This window comes from Vibrio celticus (genome assembly GCF_024347335.1).
GTDB lineage: Bacteria > Pseudomonadota > Gammaproteobacteria > Enterobacterales > Vibrionaceae > Vibrio > Vibrio celticus.
Genome location: NZ_AP025464.1, coordinates 1,981,988 through 1,998,914 on the forward strand (window position 1 = coordinate 1,981,988; position 16,927 = coordinate 1,998,914).

The 16,927-nt window shown below is 44.3% G+C and carries 13 protein-coding genes and 2 pseudogenes; 9 read left to right on the top strand and 6 right to left on the bottom strand.

Translation table 11 applies throughout. The features are described from left to right. Nucleotides 1-50: 50 nt before the first annotated feature. Together OCV19_RS24725 and OCV19_RS24730 are read left to right on the top strand one after the other, a co-directional pair. Nucleotides 51-959, top strand: coding sequence for an aldo/keto reductase (locus tag OCV19_RS24725; protein WP_048610753.1), 909 nt, complete (start codon nucleotides 51-53; stop codon nucleotides 957-959). 163 nt (nucleotides 960-1,122) lie between these two features. Next, nucleotides 1,123-2,225 (top strand): annotated as a pseudogene (locus OCV19_RS24730) (ISL3 family transposase); the annotation flags it as partial. 13 nt (nucleotides 2,226-2,238) lie between these two features. Here OCV19_RS24730 and OCV19_RS24735 read toward each other — a convergent pair. The 3 genes and pseudogenes from OCV19_RS24735 to OCV19_RS24745 all read right to left on the bottom strand — a co-directional run. Further along, nucleotides 2,239-2,928, bottom strand: a pseudogene (locus tag OCV19_RS24735) (IS4 family transposase); the annotation flags it as partial. A gap of 9 nt (nucleotides 2,929-2,937) precedes the next feature. Continuing rightward, nucleotides 2,938-4,068 (bottom strand): ISAs1 family transposase, encoded by a 1,131-nt coding sequence (locus tag OCV19_RS24740; RefSeq protein WP_261875708.1) that lies wholly within the window; start codon nucleotides 4,066-4,068, stop codon nucleotides 2,938-2,940. Between the two features lie 264 nt (nucleotides 4,069-4,332). Further along, entirely contained in the window at nucleotides 4,333-4,848 is a 516-nt protein-coding gene (locus tag OCV19_RS24745; RefSeq protein ID WP_083994421.1) for a cytochrome b, read from the bottom strand. A 276-nt stretch (nucleotides 4,849-5,124) separates the two neighbouring features. On the opposite strand from OCV19_RS24745, the gene OCV19_RS24750 reads away from it, so the two are divergent. Next, on the top strand, nucleotides 5,125-5,964 hold the full coding sequence (locus tag OCV19_RS24750) for a tetratricopeptide repeat protein (protein ID WP_065677759.1): 840 nt from the start codon (nucleotides 5,125-5,127) through the stop codon (nucleotides 5,962-5,964). A 161-nt stretch (nucleotides 5,965-6,125) separates the two neighbouring features. After that, nucleotides 6,126-7,382: a peptidoglycan DD-metalloendopeptidase family protein gene (locus tag OCV19_RS24755; RefSeq protein WP_065677758.1), complete on the top strand. Its 1,257-nt coding sequence runs from the start codon at nucleotides 6,126-6,128 to the stop codon at nucleotides 7,380-7,382. 149 nt (nucleotides 7,383-7,531) lie between these two features. Here the strand turns inward: OCV19_RS24755 and OCV19_RS24760 are convergent, their stop codons facing one another. Continuing rightward, complete coding sequence (locus OCV19_RS24760; protein ID WP_004730185.1) at nucleotides 7,532-7,852, bottom strand: heavy metal-binding domain-containing protein; 321 nt, start codon at nucleotides 7,850-7,852, stop codon at nucleotides 7,532-7,534. Between the two features lie 36 nt (nucleotides 7,853-7,888). Further along, nucleotides 7,889-8,836, bottom strand: a complete 948-nt coding sequence (locus OCV19_RS24765) for a LysR substrate-binding domain-containing protein (protein ID WP_065677757.1) — start codon at nucleotides 8,834-8,836, stop codon at nucleotides 7,889-7,891. Nucleotides 8,837-8,927: 91 nt separating this feature from the next. Here OCV19_RS24765 and OCV19_RS24770 point away from each other — a divergent pair, with 91 nt between their 5' ends. Then, entirely contained in the window at nucleotides 8,928-9,953 is a 1,026-nt protein-coding gene (locus OCV19_RS24770; RefSeq protein ID WP_065677756.1) for a DMT family transporter, read from the top strand. Between the two features lie 42 nt (nucleotides 9,954-9,995). Here OCV19_RS24770 and OCV19_RS24775 read toward each other — a convergent pair whose 3' ends face one another. Next, entirely contained in the window at nucleotides 9,996-13,007 is a 3,012-nt protein-coding gene (locus OCV19_RS24775; protein WP_065677755.1) for an HD domain-containing phosphohydrolase, read from the bottom strand. A gap of 319 nt (nucleotides 13,008-13,326) precedes the next feature. Here OCV19_RS24775 and OCV19_RS24780 point away from each other — a divergent pair, with 319 nt between their 5' ends. From OCV19_RS24780 to OCV19_RS24795, 4 genes are all read left to right on the top strand, one after another. Beyond that, a complete protein-coding gene (locus OCV19_RS24780) occupies nucleotides 13,327-14,073 on the top strand; it encodes a phosphatase (protein ID WP_065677754.1) in 747 nt (248 codons plus the stop codon). A 144-nt stretch (nucleotides 14,074-14,217) separates the two neighbouring features. Beyond that, nucleotides 14,218-14,613 carry a cytochrome b562 gene (locus tag OCV19_RS24785; protein WP_065677753.1) on the top strand — a complete coding sequence of 132 codons (396 nt, stop codon included), beginning with the start codon at nucleotides 14,218-14,220 and terminating at the stop codon, nucleotides 14,611-14,613. A 275-nt stretch (nucleotides 14,614-14,888) separates the two neighbouring features. Beyond that, nucleotides 14,889-15,239 (top strand): hypothetical protein, encoded by a 351-nt coding sequence (locus OCV19_RS24790; protein ID WP_065677752.1) that lies wholly within the window; start codon nucleotides 14,889-14,891, stop codon nucleotides 15,237-15,239. Between the two features lie 110 nt (nucleotides 15,240-15,349). After that, nucleotides 15,350-16,885 (top strand): PepSY-associated TM helix domain-containing protein, encoded by a 1,536-nt coding sequence (locus OCV19_RS24795; RefSeq protein WP_065677751.1) that lies wholly within the window; start codon nucleotides 15,350-15,352, stop codon nucleotides 16,883-16,885. The last annotated feature ends 42 nt before the right edge of the window (nucleotides 16,886-16,927 follow it).

Sequence of the window (16,927 nt, forward strand, 5' to 3'; positions counted from 1 at the left end):
TCGGTAAAACGAGCTTAGGATACGTTCAGTATTGATAAAGGAGACAACCCATGGTTGCAAGAGTAACGATAGCGCCACAAGGCCCAGAGCTTTCTGAGTTGGTGCAAGGATACTGGCGTACAGCAGAGTGGGGCATGACCCCGCAACAACGTCTGACTTTCCTGAAGCAACATATTGATCTTGGCATCACAACTGTCGATCACGCGGATATTTACGGTAACTACCAATGTGAAAAGTTGTTTGGTGAGGCGTTAGCGCTTGAACCAAGCCTTCGTGATGATATTCAAATCGTCACCAAGTGCGATATCAACCTATGTGGTGACCACACTCCAGATCGTAAGATCAATCACTATGACACTAGCGCGCAGCATATTTACCAATCAGTAAATAACTCATTAGAGCGCTTAGGTGTTAACGATATCGATGTATTGTTGATTCACCGCCCTGACGTGTTAATGGATGCAGATGAAGTAGCAGAAGCGTTCGCAGAGCTACACAAAGTAGGTAAAGTTAAGCACTTCGGTGTTTCTAACTTTTCACCGCGTCAGTTCGAACTTCTTCAATCTCGCCTTGGTAAACCGTTAGTGACCAACCAAGTTGAAATCAACCCATTGAACTTCGAAGTGGCTCATGATGGCACGCTAGATCAACTGCAGATGAACCGCATTCGACCGATGGCCTGGTCTTGTCTCGGTGGTGGTAGCATCTTTAGTGGCGATTCAGCGCAAGCAATTCGTGTTCGTGATGAGCTAGAGGCGATTCGTCAAGAAGTGGGTGCAGGCAGCATTGATCAAGTGATTTACGCTTGGGTTCGTCGTTTACCGTCTAATCCAATTGCGATTATTGGCTCAGGTAAGATTGAGCGTGTGAAGACTGCGGTTGATGCACTGAAAATCGAGCTGACGCGCGAACAGTGGTATCGAGTATGGGTGGCATCTAAAGGTCACGGTGTGCCATAGAAAGCAATTCGTATAGAAGTTAAAGCCAGCTATTGGGGGGCAGTTCAGAACATGCTATGGCTTTTTTTTGGTTCTTCGCAGATTAGCGGGAACTGAAAACAAAAACGGTAGTTAGTGGTAAGGTTACATTGCCAAACACAACCTTTCACAAACTACCGTTTTCATGCCGAATAATACTTTCCTATCATCATTCTGGGAAGGCTTTCAGATCGTAAAGTCTTATAAAACTGACTCATTAATCTCTATCACCTTAATTCCTGATACCGCGGCATACTGCTCTTGTGGCCAAGCTTCTGACTCGATCCATGACACTCAATGGAGAACGCTTAAAGATGCGATGATGCTTGGCATACCCGTTGAGTTATTCGTCCAGACTCGGCGCATCAAGTGTTCAAATTGTGGTATCAAGACTGAATCTATTTCTTGGGTTAAGCCATATTCTCGCCTCACTAATCGGCTGATTGATTACATTGATAATCTATTACCATTGCTACCCATCAAACACATTTCAGAGCTTACTGGAGTGCACTGGCACACCATCAAAGAAATAGACAAGCAACGTCTCAAGCGTGTCGTACCTGAGGTTCCTTGGGGGTGCTTGCGTCAACTGGTCATGGATGAGTTTGCCATATTCAAGGGCCATCGTTACGCCACTGTTATCGCAGATGCACAAACGCATCAAGTACTTTGGATTGGTCTAGGTAGAAGTCGCAAAGACATACGCCCTTCTTTGAGATGCTTGGAGAGCATGCACAAAATATCGAAGTTGTGGCAATGGATATGAACACCGCTTTTGATCTAGAGGTTCAAGCTCATTGTCCAAATGCCCGTATCGTCTATGATCTCTTTCATGTCGTCGCTAAGTTTGGTCGAGAGGTTATGGATAGAGTTCGAGTAGATCAAGCTAACCAACTTAAAGATGACAAAAGTGCACGGCGTTGGGTCAAGCGCTCACGCTGGGTACTACTGAAAAATAGAGAGAATTTAAATACCAAGCAACAAAGCTATCTGGATGAAATACTTGCGATTAACCGTGACTTAATGGTGACCCATTTACTTGGCGCTCAACTCAAGGAACTCTGGTACTGCGAATCGGAAAAACAAGCCCGAGACCTTTGGGAAATATGGTGGCAACAAGTTCATGAAAGCGGAGTAAAGCCACTCATAAACTTTGCTAGAAAGCTGAAACCGTACCTTCATGGGATAGTGTCTTCAGCTTTATATCACTTAAATACATGTACCTTGGAAGGGATTAATAACAATATTCATAGACTGAACCTTAAGCATTAAGACCAGCATAAATCCCGTCTAACGTGATGTTTTTCTTTGACTTCCTCTGGGCGGACTTTTGTGCGTTCTTAAATATATAGCTAGAGGCCCATTCCAGTTTATTGCCTATTTCTGACCATGCCTTGTGGCTGATACATTCAAATATGGGCAACAGCCACACATCCACATTTTTTGCCGCCTTAAACAGCGAGACCGATGGCATTATCTGAAGCGCAGTACTGCGCCTGATGATCAGCGAGAGTAAACTGGCCCAGATAAGCCCATCAACGATGGCCTTTTGTGCGGTGACAAATCGTTGCCAGTTTGTGTGAGATTTTAATTCTTTAAAAAGCAACTCCACCTGCCATCGACAGCGGTAGATCGCCATTATGTCATCAGCAGTATAGGTACCTGAAGGCAAGTTAGTTAACCAAATACAGAATCGCTTTTCTTCTGCAAACCAACGTCTTACCACTCTAAATTCTTGCTTACCACTACGAACTTTAAGGTCGAGTACCTGTGAGCGATTAGTACCTCGAGTGATGTCTTTGAGCTTCTTTCCTTCTAGTTTAGATAAATGCCGGCCCTGACCGTTTCTCGCTTCTATAACATGAGGATTCAGGGACTTTGCTCCTCGAAAAATATAGAAACCACCATACAGTTCAAGCTCAGTAAAGAATTGGAAGTCAGGGTACCCTGCAGGGCAAGCTTACGAAGCCCCTTGTACTGCAAGGACTTGCGAAAGGTAGCTATTGCTACGGTTTGCTTTTTTCTGCTTTCTTTTGATCCCTGCTTTGAAGCTGGTTTCTTCCGTCAGCAGATTTAAAGCTATATGTCTTATAACTGCTAAATTCTCACCAGCTTGCTCTCGACGAATCCGACATTCATCTTCTTTAAAACCTACGTCTAATCGCCAGTGCATCTGATTTTCAATGCTCCAATGTGCTCGCGTGCTCTCTAGTAAAGCTTTAGCCGTCAGTTTTGCTGAGCTTATGTAGTGCTTGATTTGCATTGTTTCTGCTGGCTTATCACCTTCTTGACGAATTGAAACGACCATACCAATGGTGGAGAGTCCCGCCCAATCAAGCGCTATATCGCCTAAGAAATCTGTATTGTGAACAACCATACTCAAACGCGTTTCTGTACGACCATGTCCTTTCTCTTGAGTGACGTATTTATCACCTTCAAAACTATTAAGCATACTAGAATTAAAGACTTGGCTAATCGCTTGCTCCAATCGTTTTTGATTACCTTTTACCGCTAAGAGGTAATCTGCATCTTGGCCGACTATCTTTTCAGCTATATCCTTCTGGCATCCCATAGCATCAATCGTCACTAAGCAACCTCGTAAGGAAAGCATTTCAAGCAGTTCGGGGATCGCTTTGATTTCATTGCTTTTGTCTGCTGTTTTAACCTGCCCTAACACAACTTGATTTGCAGCACTAAACGCACTAACCATATGGATTGCACCACAACGCTTGTCTTTGTTGTATGTGCCTCTGAGAGTTTTGCCGTCGATAGCAATCACTTCACCCTCAGTCACCTCATGACAGTCTTTCATCCACGCAGTAAAGCATCGTTGCAGTTGCTTGGCGGAAATAAGATTGATAACTCGGGCAATGGTATCGTGTACTGGTATGCCTTGTTTGAAATCACCATACTGTCTAAGCCATTCCAAGTTATCTTCACCAAAATCTTCAATATCCTCCCAACCTTCAGCACCAGCAATCACTGCTGCAATTGTTAAGAAGATAATGTCGGTTAGCGTGTGCTCTATTTTCCAGGCTTGGCGAGGGTCTCGAATAACTGAAATATGGTCCAAAAGGCTTAATCCGTTCATTAGGCTAAATATCTGCTGTTAAAAAACAGTATATGATCACACCTAAATCTGATCATCAAATCGATCTTGGATGTATTGAGATTATTGTGACTTCAGTATCTAATTAGTGAAAATATGACTTCACGTCATCCCTTATTTCATAAGGGGTTTTCATGATCTTGCCCTGAGATACGGATTACTTTTTTATGAAGATAAAAGCGGCTTTCCCCGGAAAGCCGCGATGAACCTTTTTTGTTTGTGCAAACCGTGTTGAATTCTCTGAATCTAGAGCATCGTCTTCAATACATAGTTCCTCGAGACAAAGTGATGTTTAAGTGCGGCACTGATATGCAGCACAATTAAACAGGCTAGGGCAATACAACTGGCACGATGTAAATAGAAAAAGAAGCCGTTGATTGCAGAGTCGGTAATTAGATTATTTACACTCACTAACCAAAATAAAGAGTACGGTTCTTTTAGCATTAAGTAGCCGGTGCTGAAAACCATAAACATCACAAGATACATCAAAGAGTGTGCAAGCTTGGCAACGCATTTTTGCCCTTCAGGCACAGAGGTTGGCATGTTTGGCGATGAGCGAAAGTGGCTCCAGATATAACGAACCACAAGCAGTGGCGTCGCAACGGTCGCCAATGACATGTTGAGCACTGACAGAAAAGAAAACAGCTCTGGATGACTGGTGACATAGTGCATCACATACCCTGCGATTGTTGCATAGATGATTACAGAAGCCATTACCCAGTGCAGTACACGGCTTACTAAATCGTATCGTGGATTATTCAAATTAACCTCGTTCTGATCGTTATTAATATAAGATTCATCTCGATGCAATAAACCATTTTTCGGTATATTCGCATCGCGAATTAATTATATAGAACAGTATTACGCGGTATTTTTATAATTTAGAAATTAATGATGTTGCTTCAGGTGTTTTATAATTATCAATGATGTTTTAGAGTGTTAATTCCAATATGGACATAGCAAAATTGTCGACTTCCTAGCTTGTATGCTTATTACGAGATACAGTTAGTCTAAAGATAAATATATAAGGAATGTATAATGCTTCGAATCTTATTGATTGCAGTTATCTCGGTGTTCAGCGCGATGAGTTTTGCAAGCGAAGAGGTTAAGTACTCTGAACAAGAGTATTTGGATAGACCGCTGATGGAGCGTTATATCTTGGATGAGCTGAAGCAACTACGAATGGAACAGCAAGATCTTGAAAGACGCTTGACCATTCAGATGACTGACCGGGAACTGACTGTGGCAGACAAGTCTCTGAATTACGCCAATGTAACCGTAACCTACTTCTTCTACATTATTGCCGGTGTTGCCTCCCTAATTGCATTGGTGGGTTGGCAATCACTCAAAGAGTTGAAACACACCACCAAAGAGATGGCTGACCGACGACTCAACGACATAGCCCAAGATTATGAGAAGAAGTTTAACGTTCTTGAAAGGGATCTTAAGCGTAAGACTCGAATCATCTCAGAGAACAACCGAGAAATCGAAATCATCAATGAAATTCATAATTTATGGTTGAGGGCTCAGAATGCTCAAACCGCCGAGCAGAAAATTGAAATCTACGATGAGATCTTAAAAGTTCGCCCGGGTGATTTGGAAGCACTAACTTACAAAGCCGATGCCGCAATGGACATGCAGGAATACCACTGGGCGATGAGCTTATGTAATCGCGTGTTGGAAGTGGACGATCAAAATGCTCACGCCTTGTATCAACGTGCTTGTGCCTACGCAAGGTTAGGTGCTGAAGGCCAAGCGATCGATGACTTAGAGCGCTCTATCGAAGCCAGTGGTTCAATGCGAGAGCTATTGGCTGATGAACCTGACTTTGAGATGCTGCGTGGCTTAGAACGCTTCGAAGCACTTCGTGAAGAATAATGCTAGATAAAGAGTAGTGTTAACTAAGATGGTGGGCCTTGCATGCCCACCATATTTTCACGCCTATCGCGCTGCGGTTTCTTACATTTCATTTATTTCCTTGAATGAATTGTTATGTTATAACACTTTCTAAGTTCCTCGTTATAACCGCTAAGTATTTTATGAAGTTCCTCCGTATTGGCCTGATCGTTATTGCTATCAGCGCATTTTCCCTTGCTGCTTTGCTCTCTTTTCATCCTGAACCAGAAAAAGAAATCTCGATAAAAGTCACGCCTTATCAAGAACTGCACACGGACGGTGAGGAACAGGCGCCGCCACAAACCAATTCGAACTCAATGATCAAAATTCACTACTTTGTGAAGGTTGGGGATACCCTCAGTAATATATTCGAATCGTGGAATCTGCCTTATGAAACGGTTCACAAGGTCATGGAAGCGGATCTTGAATCTTTGAAACTCGACACAATAAAACCTGGTGACCATCTAGAGTTGCTTTTGGATAGTGACTCAAAACAGCTTGTGGAGCTGATTTATCACGAGAGTCTGGTTGAGCAAGCAGCCTTTACTCGAAACGATGATGGTAGCTTCACCTATAAATTCCACGAGATCCCAGGCGAATGGAAAGAAAAACTCTATGCGGGTAGTGTTCACGGTAGTTTTTCAACATCGGCATGCAAAGCAGGGCTGACGACAGCTCAAATAGCCAATATTACCCGCACACTAAAAGACAAAGTCAACTTCGCTCGTGAACTAAGAGCCGGTGACAGCTTTAATGTATTGGTCAAAGAGCAGTACACGGATGATCACCTAACGGGTAAAACAGAAATTCAAGGTACCTCAATTCAATTAAGAAACCGAGAAGTCGCAGCTTTTCTAGCACCAGATGGTCTTTTTTATGACAGAGAGGGAAATAGTCTAGAGCAAGCCTTTGATAGATACCCAGTCGACAGAAAATTCCGAAGAATCACTTCTTCGTTCAATCCGACACGAAGACGCCCAGTAACTGGGCGAATCTCACCGCACAATGGTACCGACTTTGCGACACCTGTTGGTTCACCTATCTACTCAACTGGTGATGGTCGAGTGGTGGCACTTCGTGACCACCCGTATGCTGGTAAATATTTGGTGATTGAACACAACAGCGTATATACGACGCGTTATCTTCACTTGAGCCGCTTCTTAGTTAAGAAAGGTCAGCAAATTAAGCGAGGTCAGAAAATTGCGCTATCGGGTGCTACTGGTCGTATTACTGGCCCGCACTTGCACTTTGAGGTATTGGTTCGTGGTCGCGCCGTCGATGCGATGAAGGCGAACTTACCAATGGCAAGCTCAATTATGCCTAAAGATAGAAAAGAGTTTTTGGCTCGAATTGCCTCTTTTGATGCCATGCTCTCTGAACCCGAAGATCGCGCGAGTTAGAGATATTCAAATCTAACTTGGCAACGCATACAATCACGCCCCTTAGTTAGCGATTTAGCTAAGGGGCGGTTTTTTCGAGAATCACACGATTAAGCGAATGAATCCGTTATTCGATAGATAGAGCTATTGAGCGATGGGTTTGCCACCGACTAAGCAACCACCACTGCCGTGCCACTAGCAGACACCATCAACATGCCATTGCCTGTTCCCAAGACTTCGTAATCGATGTCGACACCCACCACTGCGTTGGCACCCGCTTCAATCGCTTTCTGTTCTAACTCTTTGAACGCGTAGTTACGTGCTTTTTCCAGTTCTTTCTCGTAGGTACCAGAACGTCCACCCACAAAGTCACGAATTCCTGAAAACATATCTTTGAAAACGTTCACCCCTAGAATGGCTTCTCCGGCAATAACCCCTTTGTAATCGACAATGCGCTTGCCTTCGACTGATTGTGTGGTGGTAATAATCATAATGGCCTCTTGTAAGCTTGCTGAGCTGTCACTCGCTTATTGATTGATAGTTTGGTCTTGCTCGTGAATGTCATCGTTCAGTGCTGTCTCTGAGCGCGTGAATTCATGTCTTAACCATGTTCTCAGTTTTAGCACACTTTCTTGTTTTAATTTGTTTTTCGGGCAAACAAAGTAAAAATCTTGGTGCGGGTTAGCAACCGGTTTACCCAATTCGACAAGCATCCCATGGCTGATGTCATCTTTCACAAACAAGCGATGCGTTACTAGTACGCCTAACGAACGAATTGCAGCTTGCACCGCTTGAATGGAGACATCGAACGTCAGATTGCTATGGAATGTGGGCAGTGGAATTTGGTAATTGTCGCACCACACTTGCCAGTCGTGTTGCCGCCTGATGTTAAAAACGCCAATGGTTGGGTTTTGTTTGACGAGTTGCTCGACGCTCAATCCGGTCTGGTTTTTTAATAGAGTAGGGCTGCACACCAAGACCAAATCATCGTCGCCCAGTTTCTCGCTGTAATATTGTTCCCACTCGTTGGGCTTGCCATGTACAAGCGCAACATCGACCCCTTCCTGCTCAATGTCGAAAGGGCCAGTTAGCGTCGAAATACGGATATCAAGTGAGGGAGCGAATGCTTGGAAGTCGGGAACTCGTGGGATCCACCAGTGCATCGCGAGCGAATTGACCATGTTGAGGGTAATGCGGTGGTCGTTAGGCGTTCTGGCAAGCTCTTCGGTCGCCTCTATCACTTGTTCAAGCGCGGGCGCGACTTTGCGGTAATATCGCTTACCTGCGGCATTAAGAACAACACGACGACCGACTCGTTGAAACAGAGGCTTGTTGACCAGTTGTTCTAACGACTTGATCGCTTGGCTTACCGCAGAGTGACTGACGTACAACACCCGAGCGGCGTCGGTCATGCTGCCAGTCTCAGCAACAGCAATGAAAGCGTAAACGGATTTAAGCGGAACGAGTTTTTTCATTGGTAAGTTTTCCTTACAGTTATGGTTAATATTACTCGCTATTTTTCATTACGTCACGCCTCTAAAATAGATGTCATAGGAGGTGATAATTATGTCTGATATTACCAAGGCGACGACTTTCATGTTGTTGTCGACGTTCAGTTTGTCTTTAAGCGGCTTAATGGCCAAGTATCTATCTGAAGTGATGCCCACTTCGTTGCTCAGTTTTGTGCGTTTTTTGTTACCCAGTCTGTTCTTATTTCTTTTTCTGACCTTTTACAAAATCAGCAAGCCGACACGAGAAATGTGGAAACCTTTGGTGATGCGGGCGATCTTTATGGTGGCGTGTCAGTGGTGTTTCCTTACTTCACTGCAAACCTTAACGCTGGTTGAAGGGGTTGTGTTGTTCAGTACGGGTCCTCTGTTTATTCCATTGTTAGAAAAGTTAATATTTAGAACCAAGATTCATACAACGACGATAGTGTGTTTAGCTGTTACCTTTGTTGGCGTAGTGATGATGGCAGGGGATTGGTCGCAGTTTGAGTTTGGTTCGGAGTTCTTTAGACCTGCGCTTCTGCTTGGGCTTCTCGCGGGGGTATTTAATTCTGGCTCGCAAGTGAGTTTGTACCGAGCGACTAAAACCAGCCTGACACCAGCAGAGCTTAACGCGTGGACCTTTTTAGCTGCGGCAATTATTGTGATACCAATGGTGGTGTTTACTTCTGTTTCTGCGGCGCCCGATGTGCTTGAAAGTGCAGAGAAAGGAACCTTGTCGGCGTTATTGTCTTTTGACGATTTACGCTGGATTGCTCTCGGAGCACTTGGTCTTGCACTGTTTACCATCAATACCCAAATCTTCCGTTCCAAGGCGTATAAGCTGGCAGACAGTGGCTCCCAGTTGGCACCTCTGATTTTTACAAACATGTTGTTTAGCGCGTTATGGCAGGGCTTGTTCTTTGATGATGTGTTTTCTACTCAGCAGATGATTGGCATTAACTTAATTGTCGTGGCGAGCATCACTAACACGCTATTAGCGAAGAGACATAGCAAGGTGAAAGCCAAACAAAAACTGCACACTCCAATGGCGGTAGCGACTGTAGTGGACGTTGCGGTATTGGACTCGGCAGCTAAAAGCTAACCATTGAGCTATGGCTTATCCTCTGAATGGTTAGTTTAAAACTTAAAACAATGAGCGTATGTACTCTTTTACTCGGTCGATGTGTTCGTGCGGGTCAATCTCGCAGCGTTGGTTTGTTTCTAGGAATCGCTCAGCGTATTTATCGTAGATTTTGTTTTCTAAGAACAGCAAATATAGTTTGGGATCGATATGACCGCTGGTCGCCATGTTGGTCATGATGTTGAGTGATTCGCTTAAGAGTTTGCCTTTTTTGTACGGGCGATCACTCGAGGTGAGCGCTTCAAAGACATCAGCAATCGCCATGGCTCGGGACGGCAAAGGTAATTGATCTTCACTCAACCCACGAGGGTAGCCCTTACCATCAATACGTTCATGATGCCCACTGGCAATTTCGGGAATATTTTGCAGGTAAGGTGGGTAAGGGAGCTTGTTTAACATGGTGAAGGTCTGAATGATATGGTCATTGATCATGAAGCGTTCTTCTTCGTTGAGAGTGCCACGACTGACTTTCAAATTGTGCAGCTCGCCTTGGTTGTATTTGACCTCTCCAGGCTTAAGGACGAACTCTTCTTGCCACAATTCTGCTGGGTTAAAGCCATTATCCCATGGGATCTTGTGCTCTGGCTTGTCCGCAAGGAGTGGTTCCATCACTGGTAATGTCTGTTCACTGTTATCTGGTTTAGCGTCGGCAGATTGTGACGATTTCTGCCACGAGTTGTACCTCTCTTTTTCAGCCCAAGATATTCCAAGTTGATCATTTAACGTTCGTTTCCATTGGCGTTTGGCTATTTGATCTAAGCGTTCTAGCTGCTCTTCCGTCATAGATTCGCCGCCAAGGTTACACTCAGCAACAAAGGCAAACTCCTCATCCAGTTCAGACAGGCTTTGTTCGAGTATTTTGAGTTGTTCTTCTTGTAGCGCACCGTTCGCCATCGCTTTCCAGTAATCGGTTTCCGCTTGCTGTTTCAACAACTCAAAACGCATTCGCACTTCGTGGATTCGGTCGTAAATGGTTTCCAGTTTTGTTGCCTTGTCTACCACATATTCAGGCGTGGTCACCTTGCCGCAGTCATGAAGCCAAGCGGCGAGCATCAACTCTTCCCACTGTTTACTATCCAATGAGAATTGCGGGTAATAGCGGTCATCATCTATGGTTGCTTGAGTTAGCCATTTGGTGAGCTCAGGCACTCGTTGACAATGCCCACCCGTGTAAGGTGACTTGGTATCAATCGCCGACGCAATCAGCTCAATAAAGGCGTTAAGCATGTCTTTTTGTTGCTGCATTTGGTCGATGTTGTCTTTCGCTATTTCCGCAAAGCTGAGCAGCTCTCGTAAAAAGGCGTGCTTGTCTGCCTGCATCTTGGTGATCGGTCTTTCATAGCCAATTGCCACAATCCCTACCAACAACTTTTCTCTGTTTAATAGTGGAAACAGGTACAGGTCTGAATTGAAGATCGAATCCTGGTAATAGTTGAGAACATTGTCTTCTCGGTTTAAATGGATCGTCTCACCAGACTTAAGCTGGCACAGCAACCAAGGCGTGTGTTTGATGAAGTCATTGATGTCGGCCTTAAAAGGCAGAATGGCAAGGTTGGCCGCCGTATCAAACACGTCTTTCTCTTTTGATTGAGTGAATAGGACAATGGTTTCTGCTTTGGTGATTAAATAGCTTTGATGAGCAATGTTCTTGGCTAAGATCGAAAACTCCTGATTCCCGGCCGTGTCTCGAAGTAGGGTAATCAGATCATGAAGCGTGTGTTCCATCAGCTCAATTGAATGGGCGAGGTTAGCCACTTCTTGAATCATGCTTTTGGGATAATGAGTACGCCTAAAGTCAAATCGAGCGATGTTGTCGGTGAGTTGCATCAGCGTATTAAGCGGCTGAGACAGTCGATTGGCGACAAACCATACGATAGCGAAGCAGATGAACAACATCCCAATCGCGACCGCAACTTGCTTGTCTCGCATCGAGATAAGATCAGCGAGTAGCTCATTGTGTGGTGTCGCTTCTGCCAAGTACAAGGTGACGTTTTGAGTCAGTTGAACCGGCGTTAACGTTAGTGCCCAAGTGTTTAAGTTGTATTCAACGTTTTTTAGATTGAGGTTAAACTTCTCTTCATCAGAGATAAGCGGCGCAATAACGGACGCTTTCAATGCTTCCATCTGTTCACGTTTGGGCACATTAAAGAAGCTTTGGTCTTGCTCACTGCCAGAGAGTTTCCCAGTCGTTTGGTTGTTCGTTTGCTCAGTTTTACTTGTGTCATCAGACTTGGGTATTGATAACTCAAGTTGATGTTGACCGAGAAGATTAAAATGTTGATCGAACAAGGCGAGTCGGGTTTGCGGAGAATAAGCTAATTCACTGATCTGAGAAGAGAGCGAACTCAACGTAAAATCGGCACCAACCACATGCTTGCCATTGGCAGAGCGCCTAGAGAGTGTAATGCCATTGGTTTGCAGGAAATAGAATAGATAGGGCTCAGAGAGTTGTATTGAGCCGTCAGGCTTTGCGTTACGAAACCAAGGACGAGTGGTGGGGTTGAACTTACTCTCTGCTTGTCTAGTACTGATCACTTGATGTGCGCCATCAAGGTAGGTAATAAAGTTTTCACCGTCTAGATTGGTGCTGCTGACCATCATGGTCGCTTTAGCGGGGGCGCTGTTTTCAGCTCGCTGTTTATTGGTGCTTAATGGGCGAAAGATTCTAAAGTCACCATCTTCAGAACCATAAAATAGAGCGACCAAATTGGTGTTTTGTTTGAAGATGATATCGACCGAAGCAAGCCAAGAGTCTTTTTCGACAGCGGAAGTTTGATGAGCAACAAACGGGCTCACCGCCATCACATTTAAGGTTGTGATGACCGGGGCAATGGCTTGTTTAAATACTGATTCCAGCTTGTCGCGATGCTCATTACTGATCTCGCGCACTGTGCCTAACAGCAACTCTTGAGAGTGCCGATAACTTATCGAAATCAATACCGCACCGACAAGTGTTGTCAAAATTAGGAAAAGGCTAGTGATGTGGATACTCAGCGGATATCGTCTTCTTCTCATCTAACACTCCGGTTTGTAGACTGGTTTAAGTATTGACGAACTTGGGTAGGTTGCAAAAAATTGGCGCAATTACCGAGAGTGTGCGGTTCTACTTAGATAAGGCCAAGTGTAGGCTCGTTTGGTTAGCCACGTATTACCTGTCATGTAAATGAACCAGTAATAAACCTTTATGTTTGGGTGCTAATTGTCACTTTCAGCTGATAAACTGGTCGAATTGTTGCCATTAGGCACTCATTTTCTGAAGCACTCCTTTCCTGAAAGAGATTCAGAGTTACTTTCTGAAAAACGTATTTTGACCGAGCGAAGAGGGCATTGATTCATGGAACTCAAAGTAGATACTCACACCCACACATACGCAAGTGGTCATGCTTACAGCACATTGATCGAAAACGCCAAGTCGGCAAAGCAAAATGGTTTAGCCATGTTTTGTACTACCGACCATTCAGAATCAATGCCGGGCGCTCCACACTATTGGTTCTTCAGTAACCAACGTGTACTTCCTCGTTTTATCGAAGAGGTTGCCATCATCCGTGGTGTTGAGTCGAACATCATGAACACGCAAGGTGAAATCGATATTCATCCGAGCGTTGATAAGAACCTAGATTGGGTGATTGCCAGCTTCCACGAGCCCGTTTTTCGTCCATCGGATGTCGCTACCCATACAGAGGCTCTCATGAATGTGATTAAGGGCGGTCGAATTGATGCGCTTGGTCACTTAGGCAATCCTAATTTTGATTTCGATTTTGAAGCTGTTATTCAATGTGCGGTTGAGAACAACGTGGCGATTGAGATCAACAACACCACACTCAAAGGCAATAGCCGAGTTGGCAGTGTTGACCGCTGCTATGAGATTGCAAGAATAGCGAAAGCGAAGGGTGCATTTATTACAACAGGCAGCGATGCGCATTTCTGTTTAGATGTCGGTGGCTTAGACTTAGTCGCAGTATTGTTAGATGAAGTGGGCGTAGATTCGAGTAAAGTGATTACCCATTCGCCAAAGCAATTCCTAGCCTTTTTAGCCTTGCGTGGTCGTAATGAAATCCCAGAATATTCAGATCTTATTTAAGAGAATGTCGGCGGGTTTGCATTTCGACACAATCAATTTTTGTGCCTGACAGATTTTTGTATACACTAGCCGAAAATAATAAAGTCGAAGTGCCACAGTAATGATGGCTCTAACTTCAAAGACACTGCTTCACTTGGAGAAACAATGAAAACTCGCTCAATCCTTTTATCTGGCTTAATTGCTGCGTCAGTATTGTCTGGTAACGCATTTGCCAATGTAGACCTTAAGAAAAACATGCAAGAAATGAAGCTTGCGTTCAAACAAGCGGCAGAAGCTCAAAGTATTGAAGAGATGCAAAAGCCTATTGTTCGTTTAGATACGCTAGTGGCAGAGCTGAAAACGGGTGTTTACCCAGTCGAGAAAGAAGACAACTTCATGGAAGGCTTCAAAAAGATCAGTGCATCACTGGATAGCATTGAACAGAAGCTAGACCAAGGTGACTTAGCGTCTGCGCAGCAAGAACTTCTTACTATTGACGGCCTTCGTGAAGAGTACCATGAGAAGCGTAACCCAAGCATCTGGAGCAAGATCTTCGGTTAATTCGTTAATCATGAACGTTTGCTAGATAGGTAACAAAGAACAAATCTCAAGATTCGATTTCTAAAACGCCGCCTTACATTCCCCTCTTTCGAGGACGGTGTAAGGCGGCGTTTTTTATTGTCTCTTTTATTGAAAGCCTAATGCAAAGTGTTGTAACCAGTATTTAACGAAAAAGAGTGTGCGTTAGCTTCAATTTTTTAACTTGCTGTTAATCTTTACGTTTACCTAAATTCCAAGTCCCTCATAATAAGGGAAATTTATAAAGACTTGGAATAATGCGCCGAACCTCGTTCAACTTCTCCATGTTACTTGCAACAGCATTAAGCTGGGCGCTAGTGACATTAATGCCTGTTATCAATGCTCATGGTAATAGTGCGGGAGTGTGGGCGTCGTTATGTACGGTCAATGGCTTTGAATTGGTTCAAATCGAAGAAGGCGAACCTAATACTCATAAAGGAAAGCCGTGTCCGTTTAGCCATTTTTCCACGTTTCACCAAGACGAACTTCCCACTACACTACTGACAACTCGACTGAGTTCTATTGTCTCCGACAGCTACGCTTTTTTGGCTCTAAGCGAACGCTATATGAGGCAAGCCCCGCGCGGCCCTCCCTTTGATATTGCTTAAACCTAACCCACTAAAATAATTAAAAATAAAGTATTAAGTAAAGTTAAACATGCTCAGATTACTTTCCGATTTTTCAGGAGGTATGTTTGCGTGTGTCAAAGGAAATAATAATGTTGAGAAATGAATCTCAAACCCCTGCGAAAGCACAAGCTATTTCGCAGTCTAAAAGCAGTGCAACAACCGGTTCGAAAACCAATATAAAAAGCAAAGACCGCAATAAAACCCTCTATTTCCTCACATGGCGCTGGCACTTCTATGCTGGGCTATTCGTTATCCCGTTTATGTTAATGCTGAGCATTACAGGCTTGGTGATGCTGTTTGATGATGAAATCGAGTTAGCTTTTCATCACGATGCGATCGAGATTGTTGCATCGGGCGACCCAATTAAAGTGTCACAACAGTTAACTGCAGTGCAGAATCAATACCCACAAGGTTCGGTTACCCAGTTCGTTCCGAGCAAAGCGCCTGATCTCGCTAACCGCTTTTCGGTAGCACTTGAAGATGGCACTTCCGTTTTCGCCACTGTGAATCAATACACTGGCGAAGTGGTCGGAGAGATTCCGCGTAGCGACAGCCTGTACCAACTGGCGAATGATATTCACGGCACTTTGTTGATTGGTGATTGGGGTGATTACCTAATTGAAGTCGCAATAAGCTTGTCTATTCTGTTGCTCGTCAGTGGCATTTACTTATGGCTACCGATAGACAACGCAAGCCGCGCTGGTTTTCTTAAGCTTCGATTTGGTTCAGGAGCGCGTATTTTAATGCGTGATCTGCATGCGAACATCGGTGGTACTTTATCGCTTATTCTGTTGTTGTTTATTCTGTCTGGATTGGCATGGACAGGTTTTTGGGGCGGTAAGCTTGTTCAAGCATGGAGCACTTTCCCTGCTCAAATGTGGGACGATATTCCATTGTCAGATAAGACGCATGCTTCCCTCAACCATGGCTCAGAAGAAGAGCTACCTTGGAACTTGGAGCAAACACTATTGCCTTTGTCTCAAGATAAGCCAACAGAACACGTTCATCATGTGGAAGAGGCTACGGAACCTCACGACCATTCTAAGATGGGTGAAGATCACTCTCAACATATGTTGTCAGCAAGCAACTTCAACATTGATGACGTTACTGAAAAAGCGTACTCACTTGGCTTTACGCAATACAAGGTCAATTTCCCGCGTTCAGAAACGGGCGTCTACACGGTCACAGCCAATACCATGGGCGGTGACATCATCGATCCAACGCAGGATCGTACCACACACCTCGACCAATATTCAGGTCGTATTCTTGGTGAGGTGACATGGCAAGATTATAACTTCATTGCCAAGACTTTAGCTGTGGGTATTTCATTGCATCAAGGTGACATCAGCATCATCAATAAGCTTCTAAATACCTTGTTTTGCTTGGCGTTCATTGTTGTGTCTGTGACTGGCGCTATGATGTGGTGGATGCGTAGACCTTCAGGACAAAGAAAGCTTGGTACGCCACCGAAGTTTGGTGATGCAGGGCTTTGGAAGGCAGGCTTGGTGACGGTCGTGGTTATTTCAGTACTGTTTCCGCTTGCGGGAGCAACGATCGTGACAGCAATGCTATTGGATTGGTTACTGTTTTCACGTGTTGAGAAATTCAAGACCGTATTGAGTTAATTGACATGCAAACGGACTTTCTCTACTTGAGAAGGTCCGTTT

Bases quoted from the DNA above. Each gene is read 5' to 3' on its own strand.
- OCV19_RS24725 (WP_048610753.1), top strand. From the start codon at position 51: ATGGTTGCAAGAGTAACGATAGCGCCACAAGGCCCAGAGCTTTCTGAG.
- OCV19_RS24740 (WP_261875708.1), bottom strand. From the start codon at position 4,068: ATGAACGGATTAAGCCTTTTGGACCATATTTCAGTTATTCGAGACCCT.
- OCV19_RS24750 (WP_065677759.1), top strand. From the start codon at position 5,125: ATGCTTCGAATCTTATTGATTGCAGTTATCTCGGTGTTCAGCGCGATG.
- OCV19_RS24755 (WP_065677758.1), top strand. From the start codon at position 6,126: ATGAAGTTCCTCCGTATTGGCCTGATCGTTATTGCTATCAGCGCATTT.
- OCV19_RS24760 (WP_004730185.1), bottom strand. From the start codon at position 7,852: ATGATTATTACCACCACACAATCAGTCGAAGGCAAGCGCATTGTCGAT.
- OCV19_RS24765 (WP_065677757.1), bottom strand. From the start codon at position 8,836: ATGAAAAAACTCGTTCCGCTTAAATCCGTTTACGCTTTCATTGCTGTT.
- OCV19_RS24770 (WP_065677756.1), top strand. From the start codon at position 8,928: ATGTCTGATATTACCAAGGCGACGACTTTCATGTTGTTGTCGACGTTC.
- OCV19_RS24775 (WP_065677755.1), bottom strand. From the start codon at position 13,007: ATGAGAAGAAGACGATATCCGCTGAGTATCCACATCACTAGCCTTTTC.
- OCV19_RS24780 (WP_065677754.1), top strand. From the start codon at position 13,327: ATGGAACTCAAAGTAGATACTCACACCCACACATACGCAAGTGGTCAT.
- OCV19_RS24785 (WP_065677753.1), top strand. From the start codon at position 14,218: ATGAAAACTCGCTCAATCCTTTTATCTGGCTTAATTGCTGCGTCAGTA.
- OCV19_RS24790 (WP_065677752.1), top strand. From the start codon at position 14,889: ATGCGCCGAACCTCGTTCAACTTCTCCATGTTACTTGCAACAGCATTA.
- OCV19_RS24795 (WP_065677751.1), top strand. From the start codon at position 15,350: ATGTTGAGAAATGAATCTCAAACCCCTGCGAAAGCACAAGCTATTTCG.